We start from the raw sequence: 16,806 nt of genomic DNA on the forward strand, positions 1-16,806 counted from the left end.
CGGCGAAGGCAATCTTGCGGGCCCCTTCGCTGGCAAGCCAGCTCCTACGGTTGTCAGGGATGCCGCGTTGGGTTCAGCAAGTGGCTGATGGCGGTCTTGAGTTTCATTGGCCGCACCGGTTTGTGCATCAGGGTGTGGCCCAGTTCCCGCAGTTGCTGCTTGAGCTCGTTGCTGTAGTTGGCGGTGATCATCATCGCCGGGATCGCCAGGGCGCGACGGGCGTTGATCCGCGCCACGGCGTCGATGCCGTTCTGCTGGCGGTCCAGGTGGTAATCGGCGATCAGCAGGTCGGCCTCGGCACGGTAGTCGTCCACCTGGCGCGCCAGGTCTTCTTCGCAAAGGGCCGTCACCACCTGGCAGCCCCAGCCTTCGAGCAGGGTGCGCATGCCGGCGCAAATGGCCGCGTCGTTATCCAGCACCCAGATCCGTGCGCCGTGCAGGCGCTCCAATAGGGCTTCGCCCGGTTGCGGACGCGCTGGCGCCAGGGGCGCGCTGGTGCTGATGGGCACTTGCACGCTGAACACCGAACCACGCCCCGGCCAGGAGCGCACGCTGATGCGGTGGCCAAGAATACCGGCGATTTTCTCGACGATGGCCAGCCCCAGGCCCAGGCCGCGATCCTGGTCGGGGCGCTGTTCTTCGCCGCGCTTGAACTCCTGGAATATCTCCTCCAGGCGCTCGGCGGCGATGCCCATGCCGCTGTCCCAGACTTCAATCGACAACCAGCCCCCCTGGCGTCGACACCCCAACACCACGCGGCCCTGGCGGGTGTAGCGGATGGCATTGCTCAGCAGGTTGCGGAGGATCCGCGCCAGCAGCTGGATATCGCTGCGCACCAGCGCCGAGCAGGCCACGAAGTGCAACACCAGGCCCTCGCTGCGGGCCACCTGGGCGTATTCCGCGGCGAGGTTTTCCAAGAGTTCACTGAGGGCAAACGGGGCGATATCGGCCTTGATCACCCCGGCGTCGAGCTTGGAAATATCCACCAAAGTACCCAGCAGGTTTTCCACATCCTCCAGGGAGTTGCTGACATTGCGCACCAAGGCGCTGCTGGCCTGGGGATCGCGGCGCTCCAGCAGCGCGCTGGTGAACAGCCGCGCGGCATTCAAGGGTTGCAGCAGGTCATGGCTGACCGCGGCAAGGAACTTGGTCTTCGACAGGTTGGCCCGCTCGGCCTCGCCCTTGGCCTCGCGCAGCCGTGACTCGACCCGGCTGCGCTCTTCGATCTCGCGCAGCAATTGCTGGTTGAGGCTGGTGAGTTCGGCGGTGCGTTCGCGCACCCGCAGCTCCAGGTTCTGGTAGGCCTGGTGCAAGGCCTCGGCGGTACGCCGGCGCTCGGTGATGTCGCGGATCAGCACGAAGATCCCCACCACCTCGCCATTGGCCAGGCGGTTGGGCACATAGGAACGCAGCATGTAGCGCTCCTGGTTGTTGATGTTGGTTTCGGCGAATTCGAAGGTCACGCTCTCCCCCGCCAGGGCCCGCTCCACATAGCATTCCAGGCGCTGGTAATGCTGCTGGCTGTGCACTTCGCGCAGGCTCTGGCCGAGCATCACGCCCCGGGGCCAGCAGTACCATTCCTCGTAGACCTTGTTGGTGAACTCATACACCAGGTCGGCATTGAGGTAGGCGATCAGCGCCGGCACATGGTCGGTGATCAGGCGAATCCAGCGCTCGCTTTCGCTCAGGGCCTCGGCGTGCTGGTAGCGCTCGGTGATGTCGGTGAAGGTGTTGACGAAACCGCCGGTGGGCAGCGGGTGGGTGCGAATCTCCAGCACCCGGCCATCGCTCAGGCGCTGTTCGCATTCGTGGATCGGCCGGCCATTGCGGTCGCGGCTGTCGGGGCTCAGCAGCTGCAGTTCGCTGTCGCCGATCACCTCGGCAAACAGGCGATGGGCCGCCACCGGGGCCAGCCCGCTGAGTTCCAGGAAGCGCCGGTTCCACAACTCGAGGATGCCCTCGGCGTTGACCATGGCCACGCCCTGGGACAGGTTGTCCACCGCCCGTTGCAGCAGGTGGGATTTCTGCGCCACCGCCTGCTCGCGGCGCAGGGTTTCGCTGTGCTTGACCTCGGTGATGTCGGTGAACAGGATCACCCGCCCGCCCTCCCGGGTCGGCCGCTCGCTGACCTGCAGCCAGCGACCGTTGTGCAGGCGATACAGCAGTTGTTCGTCGCCGCCGCTGCGGGGTTCTTCGCTGAACAACCCGGTGCTGGTGAGCAGCCTTCGGACTTCGGCCAGGCGCATGCCGGCCATGATCCGCACCCGGCTGTGGCTCCAGAAGGCGCGGAAGCGGCTGTTGAACAGCACAATGCGCTGCTCCTGGTCGAACAGCACGAAGGCATCGGAGATGCTCTCGATGGCGTCGATCAAGTGCTGGTGGGCGGTCTCGGCCCGCAGCCGCGCTTCGCTGAGCAAGTGGTTGCCGGCCTTGAGCTCGGCCATGGCCTGGTTCAGGGCGTCGGTGCGTTCGCGCACCTGCTCGGCCAGCACCACCGAATGCTGGAACGCCGCATAAGGGTCATGGCCCCGGGTGATGCCGGATTCGACCCGCTCGATCAGCGCGGCGTTGATCCGCCGCAGCTTGCGGTTCTCGCGCTGCAGGCAGTCGAGCTGCGCTTGCAGTTCAGCGACGGGCCGGAGTTCGACTGCGGGCAATGGCGACCCCGGTGAAGGTCTGGTTGATGTGCATGCCATTGAACTGTTCTCCGTAGGTGTTGAAACCCATCACCCGTTGTTCTCGCAAAAAGCTGCCGATGCGCTCCAGGCCACCCTGCCCCTCCAGCTCCAGGCGGCGCAGGAAACAGTCGCAGCCGATGGTCAGCAACAGGCTGCCCAGACGTTGCTGCAAGCCGTCGAACAGCGTCTGCAGGTTGGGCAGCAAGGGGCCGGGGCTCATGGCGGTGAGGACGATGCCGTTTTCCACGGCGCAGTAGAAACTCAGGCTCAGGTCCGGGTGCACTTGCTGCACCGCGCGCACGTAATAGTGCTGGTTGATCCGCACCGCCAGCGGGTGAGCGGCGAATACCCGGTGGTCGAGGCGCTCCACCGGCACGCCGATCAGCCGTGCGTATTCCTCGGCGGCGGGCTCGGCATTGAGTTCATAGACCCGGCGCTGGGCGCTGTCGGCGCCGGTGACCACCAGCTTGTCTTCCCGGGGCAGGATGTGGTGGGTGGTGAACACCTCGAAATCCAGCCAGGTATTGACCAGCACCACCACCGCCGCGCCGCTGTGGAACTCGCCGCCGAAATACACGTGGGTGTGGGTCAGGCGATTGTCATCGCCGGCCGAGCCGCCGAAATGGGGAATGTCCCCCAGGGCTGCGCTGAGGGCGGTCAGGACCATTTCCTCGCGGCTCGACAGGCCGTCCAGCAGGGTCAGGGCGAAGCTGTTGCCCTTGATCGGCGCCAGGCTGTTGCTGCGGCAGCCACCCACCAGGCGCTCGACCATGCGCTGGGCGTCTATCAGGCTGAAGTGCTCCATCTGGTCGATCAGCTCGGCGGCGATGGAAAAGTGCCGGTGATCGAAGCCGATGGCGGTCACGCAATTGCGCCCGTAGCCCAGGGGGGTGATTTCCCCGGCGCTGGTGCAGCCCACCAGGGCAATGCCGCCAAAGCTCTGTTGCAGGGCGGTGCCAAGGGCTTGCAGGGGGTATTCGGCGGAACAGAAGAACAGCACGAAACCCAGGTGCGGGTGCAGCAGTTGGCGGGCCAGGTCCTGGGCCACTTGTTGCGGGTCGGCGGCCTGGGACATGGCGCTGACCACGCCCTCGCTGTGGGCTTGCTGCATCCTCGCCTCCGGCGTGGGTTGTCTGAGGGATGAGTGTACGAAGCCGGCCCGGGGGCACGAATGCTACTTGGGTAGCGGGTGGGCAGTTCCATGGGCGTAGGTGCTGTGGCGAGGGAGCTTGCTCCCGCCCGGGCGGCCGGCGTCCCGGCGCGCAGCGGCCGCAAAACCTGAATCCGCGATCTGCCTGACAGACCACGGATTCAGGCCCTGGGAAGGCTGCGCCTTCCAGCGCGAGCAAGCTCGCTCGCCACGGGGCTTGTTCAACCGCTTGCAGCTGACAGCTTGCGGCTTACCGCTGCTTTTCTTTTACCAGGTCAATACCGCGCCCAGGGCCAGGGTGTCGGTGTTTTCGTTTTGCGCGCGGGTGTGGTGGCCGTCGATCTCGAACTGGTTGTACTCGGCCACCAGCTTGAGGTTGTCGTTGATCTCGTGGAACAGCGCAATGCCCCGGGTCTGGTAATCGGCGCCGCTGCCCACCACGCCGTTGCCGTCGTCCTTTGTCTTGCCATAGGACAGCGCCAGGCGGTTCTTGCCCAGTTTGTACGAGCCCTGCAGCAGGTAGCCCTTGCTGTCGACATTGCGCAGGGTGGCCTCGCCGGCATTGTTGGTGAAGAACGGGTTGATGCCCTTGGCCTGGAACCCGGAACCGGTCAGCGACAGGCCGCCCATCTTGGCCTGCAAGCCATAGCCCAGGCCCTTGGAGGTGACCGACTTTACATTGGGGTCGGTGTTGTCGGAGGTCTGGTAGCTGCCGTTGAGCCAGCTGTAGAACTGGGCCCCGCCCAGGTCGAACTGGTAGGTGATCTCGCTCTCGGTGCGCGGGTTCTTCTGGTAGGCCTTGCCCAGGGCGCTGCTGTCGTTGGTGTCCACTGGGTCGAGGATGCCCACCGCCACCCGCAGGCCGTCCATCTGCGGGCTGCGGTAGGTGATCTGCGACGACGGAAAGGGATAGGGGTAACCGCTGCCGATATTGCCGAACGACACCCCGCCGCCGTCCACCAGCCCCAGGCTGTCGCTGACCTGGCCGTAACCGGCGAGCATCTCGTCCAGCAGGATGTTGGAACGGGCGAACAAGCCGAAGTCCTTGCCGATCAGCACCTCGCCCCACTCCGGGTTGGCCACGGTGCCGTAGAACTGGCGCACGTCGATGGCGGTGTCGGTGCCATTGGTCTCGCTGTCGTTGATGGTGACCCAGAACGAGGAGCGGGCGCCGAGCTTGAGGTCGTCCACCTGCTTGCCCAGGGTGAAGCCCAGGTAGTTGGGTAGAAAGCCCATCTTCACCCGCGCCTGGCGCCGGTCGTACTGGTCGCCGGCGCGGTCGACGTCGCTGTTGACGTAGAAGGCGTTGATATAGCCGTCGGTGGCGAAGGTGGTCTGGTCCTTGTCGTAGAGCAGGATCTCGGCTTCGGCCACCCCTCCGAAACCCAGGGTGGACAGGCCGGCGATCAGGGCCGGAATCAGAGGATGCTGGCGGTTCTTATTGTTGTGCATGGCGCGCTCCGCAATCGGGGGACGAGTTGTCGGAGGCGATTATCGAAAGGGCCCAGGGCCGGCCATAGGCTGCCTTGGCGCTAGATGTGCGGTGCTTTGGAGGGGCCGCGGGGGCCCGGCAAATCCGGCCTAGTACCGGGCCCCTCCCGGGAGTAGCACCAAGGGTTTAACCAGCGGGGGGGGCAAAGGGATAAGGCCCCTACTCCCCCGCCGCCAGGGCCCGCAGCCGCGCCAGCTCGGCAGCGTCCAGGGCAATGCCGTGTTGCAGGGATTCGGCGCGGCAGCGATGGCGGCGATCACCGGGCATGCGCTCCAGGCCCACGGCCTGCATCTGCCGCACCAGCTCGCCGCTGCGCCGGGCGAACTGCCCGCCGCCCAGGTGACTGGGGTCGATCACGATCAGCAGCTGGCCGGTCCAGGGGGTTTGTGCCCCGGGATGCCGGGACCAGTCGAACTCGAAAGAGAAGTTGCCGCCAGTCAGCGCCGCCGCCAGCAGCTCCACCATCATCGACAGCGCCGAGCCCTTGTGCCCGCCAAAGGGCAGCAAGGCGCCGCCGTCGAGCACCGCTGCCGGATCGCAAGTGGGCTGGCCGTCGCGGTCCACTCCCATGCCCGCTGGCAGTTGCTGGCCCTGGCGCTTGGCGATCTGCACATCGCCATGGGCAATGGCGCTGGTGGCCAGGTCGAAGACGATGGGCTCGGCCCCTTCACGCGGTGCGGCGAAGGCAATCGGGTTGGTGCCGAACAGCGGCCGCTGGGCGCCGTGGGGCACCACGCAGGTCATGCTGTTGACCAGGCTCAGGGCCACCAGCCCCTCTTCGGCAAAGGGCTCGACATCTGGCCACAGGGCCGCGAAGTGATGGGAATTGCGAATCGCCAACACCGCGATCCCGGCGCTGCGGGCCTTGCTCAGCAGCAGCTCGCGGGCCGCTGCCAGGGCCGGCTGGGCAAAGCCGTTGCCGGCATCCACCGCCACCACGCCGGGGGCCACATCCTCGACTTTCGGTACGGCCTGGCCATCGACCCAGCCGCTGGCCAGGGACGACAGGTAACCGGGAATGCGGAATACCCCGTGGCTGTGGGAGCCGTCGCGCTGGGCCCGGGCGCAGTTGTCGGCGAGCACCTGGGCCACCTCGGGGCGGACCCCGTGGCGGAGGAAAATACGTTGCAGCAAGTCGGTCAAGGCAGGCAGGTCGAGGTGCTCGACGGGGGCCTGCGCCAGGGTCGCTTGGGACACTTGGGTCATGGCGGTTCCATTGGAATTGTTATTGGAAGGCACCTGACTATCGCGTCACGCCAGTTAACTGTCAAATGTTGACTTCATGACAGAAAACATTCATTTTCCATTGCCAACGGCCCACAAGAATGAAAAAAACCATGAGCCAGCCGATCAAGCAACGCCTTGAAAGCAGCCTGTCCAGCGCCACCGCTTCGGGGCGGGCGATTGCCAGCTACATGCTGGCCAACCTCTACGAGCTGCCCTTCCAGACCGCTGCCGATATCGCCGAAAAACTCGGCGTCAGCGAGTCCAGCGTCGGCCGTTTCTGCCGCGCCATCGGCTACAGCCACTTCAAGGATTTGAAAAACGACCTGAAGAACGACCTCGGCGAAGGCCCGTGGCTGGTGGGCGACCGTTTGCAGGAATTTCGCCAGCAGCCCAACCCGGCCCTCCAGGGCCTGCCACGCAGTTTCGAGCTGGAAGTGGGCGCGCTGGTCAAGGTCTACGAGTACAGCCTGACCCCGGCCTGGCAGGCCGTAGTGCAGCGCCTGGCCAGCCGGCGCCGGGTGTATGTGGCGGGGTTCCAGACCGAGCGCGGCATCGCCGCTTCCATGGTCCACCTGCTGCAATACCTGCGCGACGGTGTGTACCTGGTGGACGGCGCCGCCGGGCATTTCGCCGATGTGCTGCTCAGCCCCGCCGAGGATTGCGCGCTGGTGGTGTTCGAGGCCCGGCGCTATTCGCGCCACGCCCTGACCCTGTGCCGCAAGGCCCGCGAAGCGGGGATTCCAGTGACCCTGGTGACCGACACCTTCTGCGATTGGGCCGAGCAGAACGCCGACGAGGTGTTCCGCGTGCCCACCGAGTTCAACCTGTTCTGGGAGTCCACCGCGGCCATGCTGTCGCTGGTGCACCTGTTGGTGAACGAGGTGTGCAAGCACCTCGGCCCCGAGGTGGAAAAACGCCTGGAGGCCACTGCTGCCCTGCATAACGAGTTTGTTGGCTACACATCATCCGCCCGAGCAAAACAATAAATCATCGAGGTGCTTCATGAACCCTGTCGTCCGCATCGCCACCGCCTGTGCCCTGGTCTTCGCCGCTTCCGCAACCCAGGCCGAAACCTTGAAGATCGCCACCGAAGGCGCCTACCCGCCCTTCAACTACGTGGACTCCAACAACCAGCTGCACGGCTTCGACGTGGACATCGCCAACGCCCTGTGCGCGCAGATGAAGGTGGAGTGCCAGATCGTCGCCCAGGACTGGGAAGGCATCATTCCGGCGCTGCTGGCGAAGAAATACGACGCCGTGGTGGCCTCGATGATCGCCACCGACGAGCGCAAGAAAAAGATCGCCTTCACCAACCACTACTACCGCACGCCATTGTCGGTGGCGGTGGCCAAGGACTCGGACATCACGGATGCCCAGACCAACTTCAAGGGCCGCACCGTGGGCGCCCAGGCCTCCTCGACCCAGGCCATCTATGCCGAGGACCACTACGGCCCGGCCGGCGCCGACGTGAAGTTCTACCCGACCCTGGACGAAGCCAACAGCGACCTGGCAGCCGGCCGCGTGGACGGGGTGATCGCCGACAAATTCCCGCTGCTGGCCTGGGCCGACAGCGCCGGCAAGGACTGCTGCAAGATCATCGGCGACGTCAACGGCACCACCGCCGACGCCTCGATCGCCGTGCGCCAGGACGACCATGCCCTGCGCGAACGCCTGAACCAGGCCCTGGACGCCATCGTTGCCGACGGCACCTACAAGAAGATCTCCAGCCGCTACTTCGCCTTCGACATCTACTGACCCCACGCCTTTACCGCAGCCTTAGCCCCGCGTTCCCCTGAACGCGGTGGCGCCCTGCACGGTTCTTTTATCCAGAGGGTTCGCGCATGTTCGACCAGTTGTCACTCCTGTCCTTTGCCAGCGGCGGCTGGGGCTCGGCCCTGCTTGCCGGGGCCCTGGTGACCATCGCCCTGGCGCTCGCCTGCGTGCCCATCGGCCTGCCCCTGGGGCTGCTGGTGGCCCTGGCCGCCCGCTCGAAAAACCGCTGGGCGCGGGCCTGGGCCACCACCTTCTCCACGGTGTTTCGCGGCCTGCCGGAACTGCTGACCCTGCTGATCATCTACTACGGCTGCCAGATTGCCGCGCAGAAAATCCTCGGCGCCCTGGGCTACCCCGGTGAAGTGGCGATCAACACCTTCGTCGCCGCGATGATCGCCTTCAGCCTGGTGTTCGCCGCCTTCTCCAGCGAGATCTGGCTGGCGGCGTTCAAGACCCTGCCCAAGGGCCAGTACGAAGCCGCCAGCGCCCTGAGCCTGTCGCGCCGCACCACCTTCACCCGGGTGCTGCTGCCGCAACTGACCCGCATCGCCCTGCCGGGGCTTTCCAACAACTGGCTGTCGCTGCTCAAGGACACCTCCCTGGTGTCGACCATTTCCCTGGTGGACCTGATGCGCCAGACCAACCTGGCGGTCAGCGTGACCAAGGAACCCATGCTGTTCTACAGCGTGGCCTGCTTTGGCTACCTGTTCTTCTCGGCGTTGTCCGGGCACTTGTTCAGCTTTCTCGAACGACGCTTCAACCGCCAGCAACGGAGCCTGCAGCCATGAACCTGGATGACCTGCTGAACCTGTTCCTCAACCAGGAACTGCTGGAACGCTACGGCCCGCGCTTTATCGACGGCCTGCTGGTAACCGCCAAGCTGGTGGCGATTTCCTTCAGCCTGGGCGCGGTGCTGGGCCTGCTGATCGCCCTGGGGCGGCTGTCCAGCAACCGCGTGCTGCGGCGATTTACCGGGGCCTATGTGTACTTCTTTCGCGGCTCGCCGCTGCTGGCCCAGCTGTTCATGCTGTATTACGGCCTGGGCTCGTTCAAAGGCTTCTGGCAGGACGTGGGCCTGTGGTGGTTCTTCCGTGACGCCTGGTTCTGCACCCTGCTGGCCTTCACCCTGAACACCGCTGCCTACCAGGCGGAGATCCTGCGCGGCAGCCTGCTGGCCGTGGCCCAGGGGCAGCGGGAAGCCTGCAAGGCATTGAGCCTGTCGCGCTGGACCGCGTTTCGCAAAGTGATACTGCCGCAGTCGCTGCTGATCGCCATCGGGCCCTTGGGCAACGAGCTGATTCTGATGATCAAGGCCAGCGCCATCGCCTCCCTGGTGACCATCTACGACCTGATGGGGGTGACCAAACTGGCCTTCTCCCGCAGCTTCGATTTCCAGATCTACCTGTGGGCCGCGGTGCTGTACCTGCTGATTGTCGAAGGCGTGCGGCGCAGCCTCAAATACCTCGAAGGCCGCCTGGGCCGGCACCTGAACTGACCCCTTTAGTGGGTCGCCCCGCGGCCCCTGCCATAAGGATGCACACATGCATTGCCAAACCCTCGTTCTGGGCGCCGGGATCGTCGGCGTCAGCAGCGCCCTGCACCTGCAGGCCCGCGGCCGCCACGTGGTGCTGCTGGACCGCCAAGCACCGGGCAACGGCACCAGCCACGGCAACGCCGGGCTGATCGAACGCGCCAGCGTGATCCCCTACGCCTTCCCCCGGGAAGTGTCGAAGCTGTTGCGCTACGGCCTCAACCAGCAATCGGACGTGCGCTACAGCCTGCGCCACCTGCCCAAGGCCGGCCCCTGGCTGCTGCAATACTGGCGCCACTCCTCGGCCAAGGGCCTGGCCGCCGCCACCCGCGCCATGCTGCCGCTGATCGAGCGCTGCGTGACCGAACACCTGGCCCTGGCCCGCCCGGCCAATATGCTGGAGCTGATCGCCGACGGCGGCTGGATCGAAGCCTTCAACGACCAGCAAGCCTTCGACATCGCGCAAAGAGCCGCCGCCGACCTGCGAGACTACGAGCTCAATTACCGGGTACTGGACCGCAATGCCCTGCTGGCCCTGGAACCCGGCCTGCACGCCGACATAGTCGGCGGCCTGCACTGGCTCGACCCCAAGACCGTGAGCGACCCCGGCGGCCTGACCCGGGGCTATGCCGAACTGTTCCAGCAACGCGGCGGCCAATTCATCATCGGCGACGCCCTGAGCCTGAGCCAGGTCGAAGGCGGCTGGCAGGTACAGAGCGCCAACGGCCCAATCACCGCCCAGGAAGTGGTGGTGGCCCTCGGCCCGGAAGCCCGCGGCATTTTCGAACCCCTGGGCTACCCCATTCCCCTGGCGATCAAGCGTGGCTACCACATGCACTACGCCCCCCTGCCCGGCACCCGTTTGCAGCACCCGATTCTCGACCCGGTGGGCGGCTACGTGCTGGCGCCGATGGTGGGCGGCATCCGCCTGACCACCGGCATCGAATTCGCCGACCGCGATGACCCCATCAATGAAATCCAACTGCGCCGCTGCGAAGCCCTGGCCCGACGCTTCTACCCCCTGGGCGAACGCTTCGACGCCGAACCCTGGCTGGGCCGCCGCCCGTGCCTGCCGGACATGTGCCCGGTGATCGGCCCCGCCCCGCGCCACCCCGGCCTGTGGTTCAACTTCGGCCACGCCCACCACGGCCTGACCTTGGGCCCGGTCAGCGGCCTGCTGCTGGCGCAGATGGTCACCGGCGAAACACCCTTTACCGACCCAGCCCCTTACCGCGCCGAGCGCTTCAACTGACCGACGGAGAACCGCCATGCTGACCCAGACCGCCCCGCTTTCCGCCGCCTCCCAAGCGCCCGTTCACCCCGCCGTCGATCCGCGTGAAGTGGTGATCGATATTGCCGGGCTGAACAAGTTCTACGGCGCCTTCCACGTCTTGCACGACATCGACCTCAAAGTGCGCCAGGGCGAACGCATCGTCCTCTGCGGGCCTTCCGGCTCCGGAAAATCCACCCTGATCCGCTGCATCAACCGCCTGGAAATCGCCGAAAAAGGCCGCATCCTGGTGGACCGCACCGACCTCTCGCAAAACACCCGCGAAGCCGCCCAGGTGCGCAGCCAAGTGGGCATGGTGTTCCAGCACTTCAACCTGTTCCCCCATATGAGCGTGCTGGACAACTGCACCCTGGCACCGATCACCGTACGCGGCCTGTCGCGGAAAAAAGCCGAAGAACTGGCCCGGGGATTCCTGGCCAAAGTGGGGATCGAGAACCAGGCGGATAAATACCCGAGCCAGCTTTCTGGTGGGCAGCAACAGCGCGTGGCCATCGCCCGGGCCCTGTGCATGGAGCCGAAGATCATGCTGTTCGATGAACCGACCTCGGCGCTGGACCCGGAGATGGTGAGTGAAGTGCTGGATGTGATGGTGAAACTCGCCGGCAGCGGCATGACCATGTTGTGCGTGACCCATGAGATGGGGTTTGCGCGGCAGGTGGCGGAGCGGGTGCTGTTCTTGGATGGGGGGCGGATTGTGGAGGATGCGCCGCCGGAGGAGTTTTTTGGGGCGCCGAAAAGCCCAAGGGCGAAGGCGTTTCTTGCGCAGATTGTGCATTGAGATAGGTGGGCAGAATCACCCAAGGCGTGATGCCACGACGCATAACCACTTTCCAGAAACTATAAGTATTCGATATCGCTAATTCACTCAGGAACATAAGTGGTTTAGCTAACGCAGATGCAATGAGGAGGCATCATGCTATTTCGATACGGCAACCCATTACGCAGTCTGGCCCATCGTCGGCACAGCCCCCGTCACAGGGCTGAAGCCAAGGCGATTTTTACCTGCGCCGGCGAGGCTCTATCGTCGCGGTATGCCGTCGTCATTGCCTTGTCCATCGGCAGCGCACATGCCGCGCATGGCGAGGGGGCCTCCCTCGACGTGGCGCAAGAGCATGCCCCGTTGGAACAGCAAAATTCGGCATTGCAGGTCACGCCCTACATCTGGGCTGCCCGCCTGGATGGTCGCGTTTCGCCGTTCCAGCGAGGCCCTACCATTAGCGTCGAAAAGCCGTTCTCCGAGGTAGTGGATGATCTGAACTTGGGTGGCTTCATCAATGTGTGGGGACGCTACGAGCGCTTCGTCCTCTCGGGCGACATCATGTATGTCGATACCACAGATATCCATAAAGTCGGCCCGCTGCCTGCCTTCTCGATTCCCGGCCTTGGCGTAATACCGCCGGGAGGCAATGTCGATGCGAAGGTCGACACGAAACAATTCACCGCAACACTCATGGGCGGCTACCGGGTGATCGATGCACCTGGGTTCAGCCTCGATGCCCTGGCCGGTGCCCGCGTTTGGCACATTTCCAACAGGGTGAAAGTTACCGGGAGCCTTGGTGGCCTAAGCAAGTCTGCCAGCTACCACGAAAGCTTCGGCTGGGTCGACCCACTGGTCGGCCTGCGTGCATTCCTGCCCATTACGCAAAAGCTCTCCGTTCAGGGTCAGGCCGACATCGGTGGGTTTGGCGCAGGCTCCAACTTCACATGGTCGACGCTGGTTAGCGTTAATTATGCTTTCAGAGACAGCCTTTCCACCTCCGTAGGCTATAAGTTGCTCGACGTCGATTACGACCACAACGGCCACGTCTACGACACGCGCCTCAGCGGCCCGGCGCTCGGAATGACCTATAGGTTTTGATCAGCAACGGCTTTGCACATACGTCCCAAGGATTGGTATTCACTATGTCTAAATTCGCCCTCACCCTCGCCACCTTAACTGCAGCCGTCGCCCTGCTGGGCGCCGAAGTCCAGGCCTGTACAAGGGCTGTTTACCATGGCCCTGACGGCCGGAATATTACCGGCCGCAATATGGACTTCAAGGACGCCATGGTTAGCAACTTCTGGGTCTTCCCTCGCGGGATGAAGCGCAATGGAGCCGCCGGTTCCCGCTCCCTTGAATGGACATCTAAATTCGGCAGCCTGGCCGTGTCTGGCTATGACATTTCGACGGTTGACGGCATGAACGAAGCTGGCCTCAACGCCAGCCTGCTTTGGCTCAACGCCACAGAGTTTCCCAAGGACGACGGGAAGACGCCTCGCATGTCGCTCTCGATCTGGGCACAGTTCTATCTTGATCAATTCGCGACGGTGTCAGAGGCGGTTGAATATACGCGCAGCCATCCCGTGCAGGTGGTCAGCGGTGAAGTACCTGGCCGGCCCGGCAGCCTCGCGCCGTTGCATTTGACCCTCTCCGATGCCTCCGGCGACAGTGCTGTGCTGGAGTGGATCGGCGGAAAGCTGAGTATTCATCATGACCGCCAGTATCAAGTGGTGACGAACGACCCACCCTACAGCAGCCAACTTGCTAACCAGAAATATTGGAGCGTGATAGACCCGCTCAATTTCCTTCCCGGTAGTGGCCGCTCCGAAGACCGTTACCTGCGCGCCGGTTTTTACATCAACGCCGTGACCAAAAGCGACGACCCCCGGATCTCTGCCGCCGCGGTGTTCAGCGTTATCCGCAACGCTTCGGTCCCCTATGGCGTAAGCCTTCCTGAAGCACCGAACCTTTCCACGACCCGCTGGCGCGTGGTGGCTGACCAGAAAAGTATGCTGTTCTATGGCGAGTCGGCCATTTCACCCAATATTTTCTGGGTGGATCTGAAGAAGCTCGACTTCTCTGAAGGTGCGCGTGTCCGCAAACTCGACCTCGGGGTGGACATGGACCGTATCCTTACCGGGGAAACATCCGGCCAATTCGTTACTGAAAAGCCGTTCGACTTTATGGCCGCTGAATGAGACTTAGCAAAGATTCGTAGTATCCGAGGGAGGCTAAAAACTTGTCGCATCCTTCTGCGATTGCAATCGAATCAGGCGAACGGATTGTGTTGTGTGGGTCTTCCGGCTCCGGCAAATCGACTCTGATTCGGGGAGTGAGGTGCTGGATATGATGGTGAAACTCACCGGCAGCGGCATGACGCATGTTGTGCGTGACCCATGAGATGGGGTTTGCGCGGCAGGTGGCGGAGCGGGTGTTGTTTTTGGATGGAGAGCGGATTGTGGAGGGTGCGCCGCCGGAGGAGTTTTTGGGGCGCCGAAGAGTGCGAGGGCTAAGGCGTTTCTTGCGCGGATTGTGCATTGAGGTGGGAGGCACCGCGCGCTTTGCGACACTTGTTTAGCTTAAAGTGGTGAGGACTAATTAGTGAAAGACTCCTATCGGCCAGAAGCGGACAGCCATCCCAGTAAATAAATCTTGGGCCTGCCCCCTTTTCTTTGGGCCGCCTGGAACTGGTGGTCCGCGAGCAGATTCCCTTAGGTAGTCCGGCCTGCGCGATGCCACTACCCCGCCCCGGCTTGCGCTACCATTCGATACGCCCCCCCGGCAATCTGTGCTGCTGAGACACCACGCGAGGTCACCTCGACCGTGCAGACGGCGCACTTCGAAATGATCTGGAATAGGCTAGTAGGGGGGGTCAGGTGGAGAGTATTAGTAGTGTGTAGCTGGTAGACTGGTTAAACATAGACGCAAGCAGAACTCTTTGAAATTAGAGAAAAATCCAGAACTATCATTAAACATCCTATGCATCACTAATGAAAAATATTTTAGAAAAAAACTCCTAATTGCACACTTGGCAACCCATTAAACACAAGGATGAGAAGCTTGGCTTATGGCCTTCATTAAAGACATTCGAATAGAAGACAATGCAACTCCTGCTGCTGCCACTTCGAAAATTGTCGCCCAGCGGCTAGGTAAAACACTTCGCGAACGTTTTCAGGACTACATACATAAACGTGAATGTACCCCAGAAATGTCTGACTACGAAGTTAAAATGGCTAGTAGAGCCATTGCAGCCTTTTCAATTTACAGCCTAGCATCCGTTGATGAAGCTATTGCAGGTCAGAGTGTTTGCGACAGTTCCCAAGATGGAGGAATTGATGCGGTCTGTGTAAACCATAACGAAAAAATAGTTGTCATTGTACAATCCAAGTTCAACCAAGCGGGCAATGGAACATGGACAAAAGACGACTTTGTTGCTTTTAAATTTGCTTGTGAGAAGCTGCAACTTGAGGAGTACCACAGATTCGATGAAATCCTTCAGTCAATGTCGCCTGACATTGACATAGGCCTAAGCTCGCAGGATTACAAATTCCTCTTCGTCATGGCTCACACTGGAAAAAGAGGAGCTGCAGAAGCCATTCTTAGCGATATGCAACTATGGCAGGATGAGCTTAACTCTGCAGCACTTGCATCCGATACACTCTCACAAGATGAACTACCATTCCAAGTCCACTTAGTATCTGCCGAAGACCTAACTGAATGGCTGCAGGCAGGAACACATGTGAGTATCGACCTAGACGACGTTGAGATAGAGGAATATGGTCAAAAAAAAGAACCGTACCTGTCATTCTACGGGCAGGTTAGTGGTGACCAGATTCTTGAGTGGTGGGAATCTCATGGCACTCGACTATTCTCAAAAAACATACGAAATCTATTAGGTGACACTGAAGTAAATGCTTCAATTAAAGAGACGGCCAACAGTGCCCCAGAGATGTTCTGGTACTACAATAACGGCATAACACTGCTAGTGTCCGACATACAGCCTCATCGCAGGAATGCTGGCAGAGATACAGCCAGAGGAACCTTTAAGTTTTCAAACGTCAGCATTATCAATGGCGCTCAAACGGTAAGTACCATTGGACAAATATTCAAGGGAAGCTCCGAAGAGCGAAGCATCATTCTATCCCAAATAAGAATCTCTGCGCGATTTATAAAAGTCAACGATACTGAAAATGCTGAAATTGCAACAGCAATCACAAAAGCCAACAACCACCAGAACAGAGTACTGGGTCGAGACTTCGCCTCTCAGCACCCAGAGCAGATAAGACTATCAAAAGAGCTGGCCGTAGAAGGTTACCAATATCAACTACTTAGAACATCAGCCCAAACTGGGTCGAACGAACCAACTGTAATTGATCTTGATGAAGCCCTTGACGGACTTGCCTGCCTAACCAGCTCATCATCCATACTTACCACACTTAAAGGGAAGCGAGGACGCTTCTTCGAAAGCCTTGACGGTAACTTTTACAAGACCATATTCAATCCTACAGTATCCGGGATCAAGGTTATAAACGCCGTCACACACTTACGCGCTATCGAAAGACTGATTTCTGAAAAGCTTGAAGGAATTGACAGGGCCGCGAAAAGGAAACAGCACTTAATCGTCACCCATGCAAATAGAGTGTTGACTTCTCTTCTACTTAGAGAGGCATGTGGAATTTACAGCGCAACAGAAATTGTGCAGCCAAAAGAGCCACAACTACTTGAAAAACTCGACTTCTTGTGCGAAGAGATTGAGCAGTACATAGAACATAGCTATATAAATGCGTATCCTGCAAGGTTCTTTGCAAACACCGAAAAGGTTGGCGAGATAATTGATCATCTGACAATTAGACTCAGAGCCAACCGGCCTACCAACTGAGCTATTTCATCCCAACGAAACGCCG

14 protein-coding genes and 1 pseudogene are annotated in these 16,806 nt (G+C 61.6%); 11 read left to right on the plus strand and 4 right to left on the minus strand.

Annotated elements, in window-relative coordinates; genetic code table 11:
* Positions 1–53: 53 nt before the first annotated feature.
* The 4 genes from nahK to J4P02_RS23525 all read right to left on the minus strand — a co-directional run bounded on the left by nahK (position 54) and on the right by J4P02_RS23525 (position 6,526).
* On the minus strand, positions 54–2,696 hold the full coding sequence (nahK, locus tag J4P02_RS23510; RefSeq protein WP_426194747.1) for a hybrid sensor histidine kinase/response regulator NahK/ErcS': 2,643 nt from the start codon (positions 2,694–2,696) through the stop codon (positions 54–56).
* Positions 2,626–3,789: a nitric oxide-sensing protein NosP gene (nosP, locus tag J4P02_RS23515; protein ID WP_426194749.1), complete on the minus strand. Its 1,164-nt coding sequence runs from the start codon at positions 3,787–3,789 to the stop codon at positions 2,626–2,628. The genes nahK and nosP overlap by 71 nt, the downstream gene beginning before the upstream one ends.
* A 306-nt stretch (positions 3,790–4,095) precedes the next feature.
* Positions 4,096–5,280 carry a porin gene (locus tag J4P02_RS23520; RefSeq protein WP_426194751.1) on the minus strand — a complete coding sequence of 395 codons (1,185 nt, stop codon included), beginning with the start codon at positions 5,278–5,280 and terminating at the stop codon, positions 4,096–4,098.
* A 199-nt stretch (positions 5,281–5,479) separates the two neighbouring features.
* Positions 5,480–6,526 carry an Ldh family oxidoreductase gene (locus J4P02_RS23525; protein WP_426194753.1) on the minus strand — a complete coding sequence of 349 codons (1,047 nt, stop codon included), beginning with the start codon at positions 6,524–6,526 and terminating at the stop codon, positions 5,480–5,482.
* Positions 6,527–6,657: 131 nt separating this feature from the next.
* On the opposite strand from J4P02_RS23525, the gene J4P02_RS23530 reads away from it, so the two are divergent.
* The 11 genes and pseudogenes from J4P02_RS23530 (at position 6,658) to J4P02_RS23580 (ending at position 16,781) form a co-directional block, all read left to right on the plus strand.
* Complete coding sequence (locus J4P02_RS23530) at positions 6,658–7,533, plus strand: MurR/RpiR family transcriptional regulator (protein ID WP_426194755.1); 876 nt, start codon at positions 6,658–6,660, stop codon at positions 7,531–7,533.
* Between the two features lie 16 nt (positions 7,534–7,549).
* On the plus strand, positions 7,550–8,302 hold the full coding sequence (locus J4P02_RS23535; protein WP_426194757.1) for a transporter substrate-binding domain-containing protein: 753 nt from the start codon (positions 7,550–7,552) through the stop codon (positions 8,300–8,302).
* An 86-nt stretch (positions 8,303–8,388) separates the two neighbouring features.
* Entirely contained in the window at positions 8,389–9,108 is a 720-nt protein-coding gene (locus tag J4P02_RS23540; RefSeq protein WP_426194759.1) for an ABC transporter permease, read from the plus strand.
* Positions 9,105–9,815 (plus strand): ABC transporter permease, encoded by a 711-nt coding sequence (locus J4P02_RS23545; RefSeq protein WP_426194761.1) that lies wholly within the window; start codon positions 9,105–9,107, stop codon positions 9,813–9,815. The genes J4P02_RS23540 and J4P02_RS23545 overlap by 4 nt, the downstream gene beginning before the upstream one ends.
* A 46-nt stretch (positions 9,816–9,861) precedes the next feature.
* Positions 9,862–11,103 (plus strand): NAD(P)/FAD-dependent oxidoreductase, encoded by a 1,242-nt coding sequence (locus J4P02_RS23550; RefSeq protein ID WP_426194763.1) that lies wholly within the window; start codon positions 9,862–9,864, stop codon positions 11,101–11,103.
* A gap of 16 nt (positions 11,104–11,119) precedes the next feature.
* Positions 11,120–11,920 carry an amino acid ABC transporter ATP-binding protein gene (locus tag J4P02_RS23555; protein WP_426194765.1) on the plus strand — a complete coding sequence of 267 codons (801 nt, stop codon included), beginning with the start codon at positions 11,120–11,122 and terminating at the stop codon, positions 11,918–11,920.
* A gap of 135 nt (positions 11,921–12,055) precedes the next feature.
* Entirely contained in the window at positions 12,056–13,000 is a 945-nt protein-coding gene (locus tag J4P02_RS23560; RefSeq protein ID WP_426194767.1) for a hypothetical protein, read from the plus strand.
* 44 nt (positions 13,001–13,044) lie between these two features.
* Positions 13,045–14,100 (plus strand): linear amide C-N hydrolase, encoded by a 1,056-nt coding sequence (locus tag J4P02_RS23565; RefSeq protein ID WP_426194769.1) that lies wholly within the window; start codon positions 13,045–13,047, stop codon positions 14,098–14,100.
* Positions 14,101–14,186: 86 nt separating this feature from the next.
* The gene (locus J4P02_RS23570) at positions 14,187–14,252 is read left to right on the plus strand and encodes a hypothetical protein (protein WP_426194938.1); all 66 of its coding nucleotides are present in this window, start codon (positions 14,187–14,189) and stop codon (positions 14,250–14,252) included.
* Positions 14,228–14,443, plus strand: a pseudogene (gene glnQ, locus J4P02_RS23575) (glutamine ABC transporter ATP-binding protein GlnQ); the annotation flags it as partial. The gene J4P02_RS23570 and the pseudogene glnQ, both read left to right, overlap by 25 nt.
* Before the next feature lie 526 nt (positions 14,444–14,969).
* Complete coding sequence (locus tag J4P02_RS23580) at positions 14,970–16,781, plus strand: AIPR family protein (RefSeq protein ID WP_426194771.1); 1,812 nt, start codon at positions 14,970–14,972, stop codon at positions 16,779–16,781.
* The last annotated feature ends 25 nt before the right edge of the window (positions 16,782–16,806 follow it).

It is taken from the genome of Pseudomonas sp. NFXW11 (assembly GCF_049887815.1).
GTDB lineage: Bacteria > Pseudomonadota > Gammaproteobacteria > Pseudomonadales > Pseudomonadaceae > Aquipseudomonas.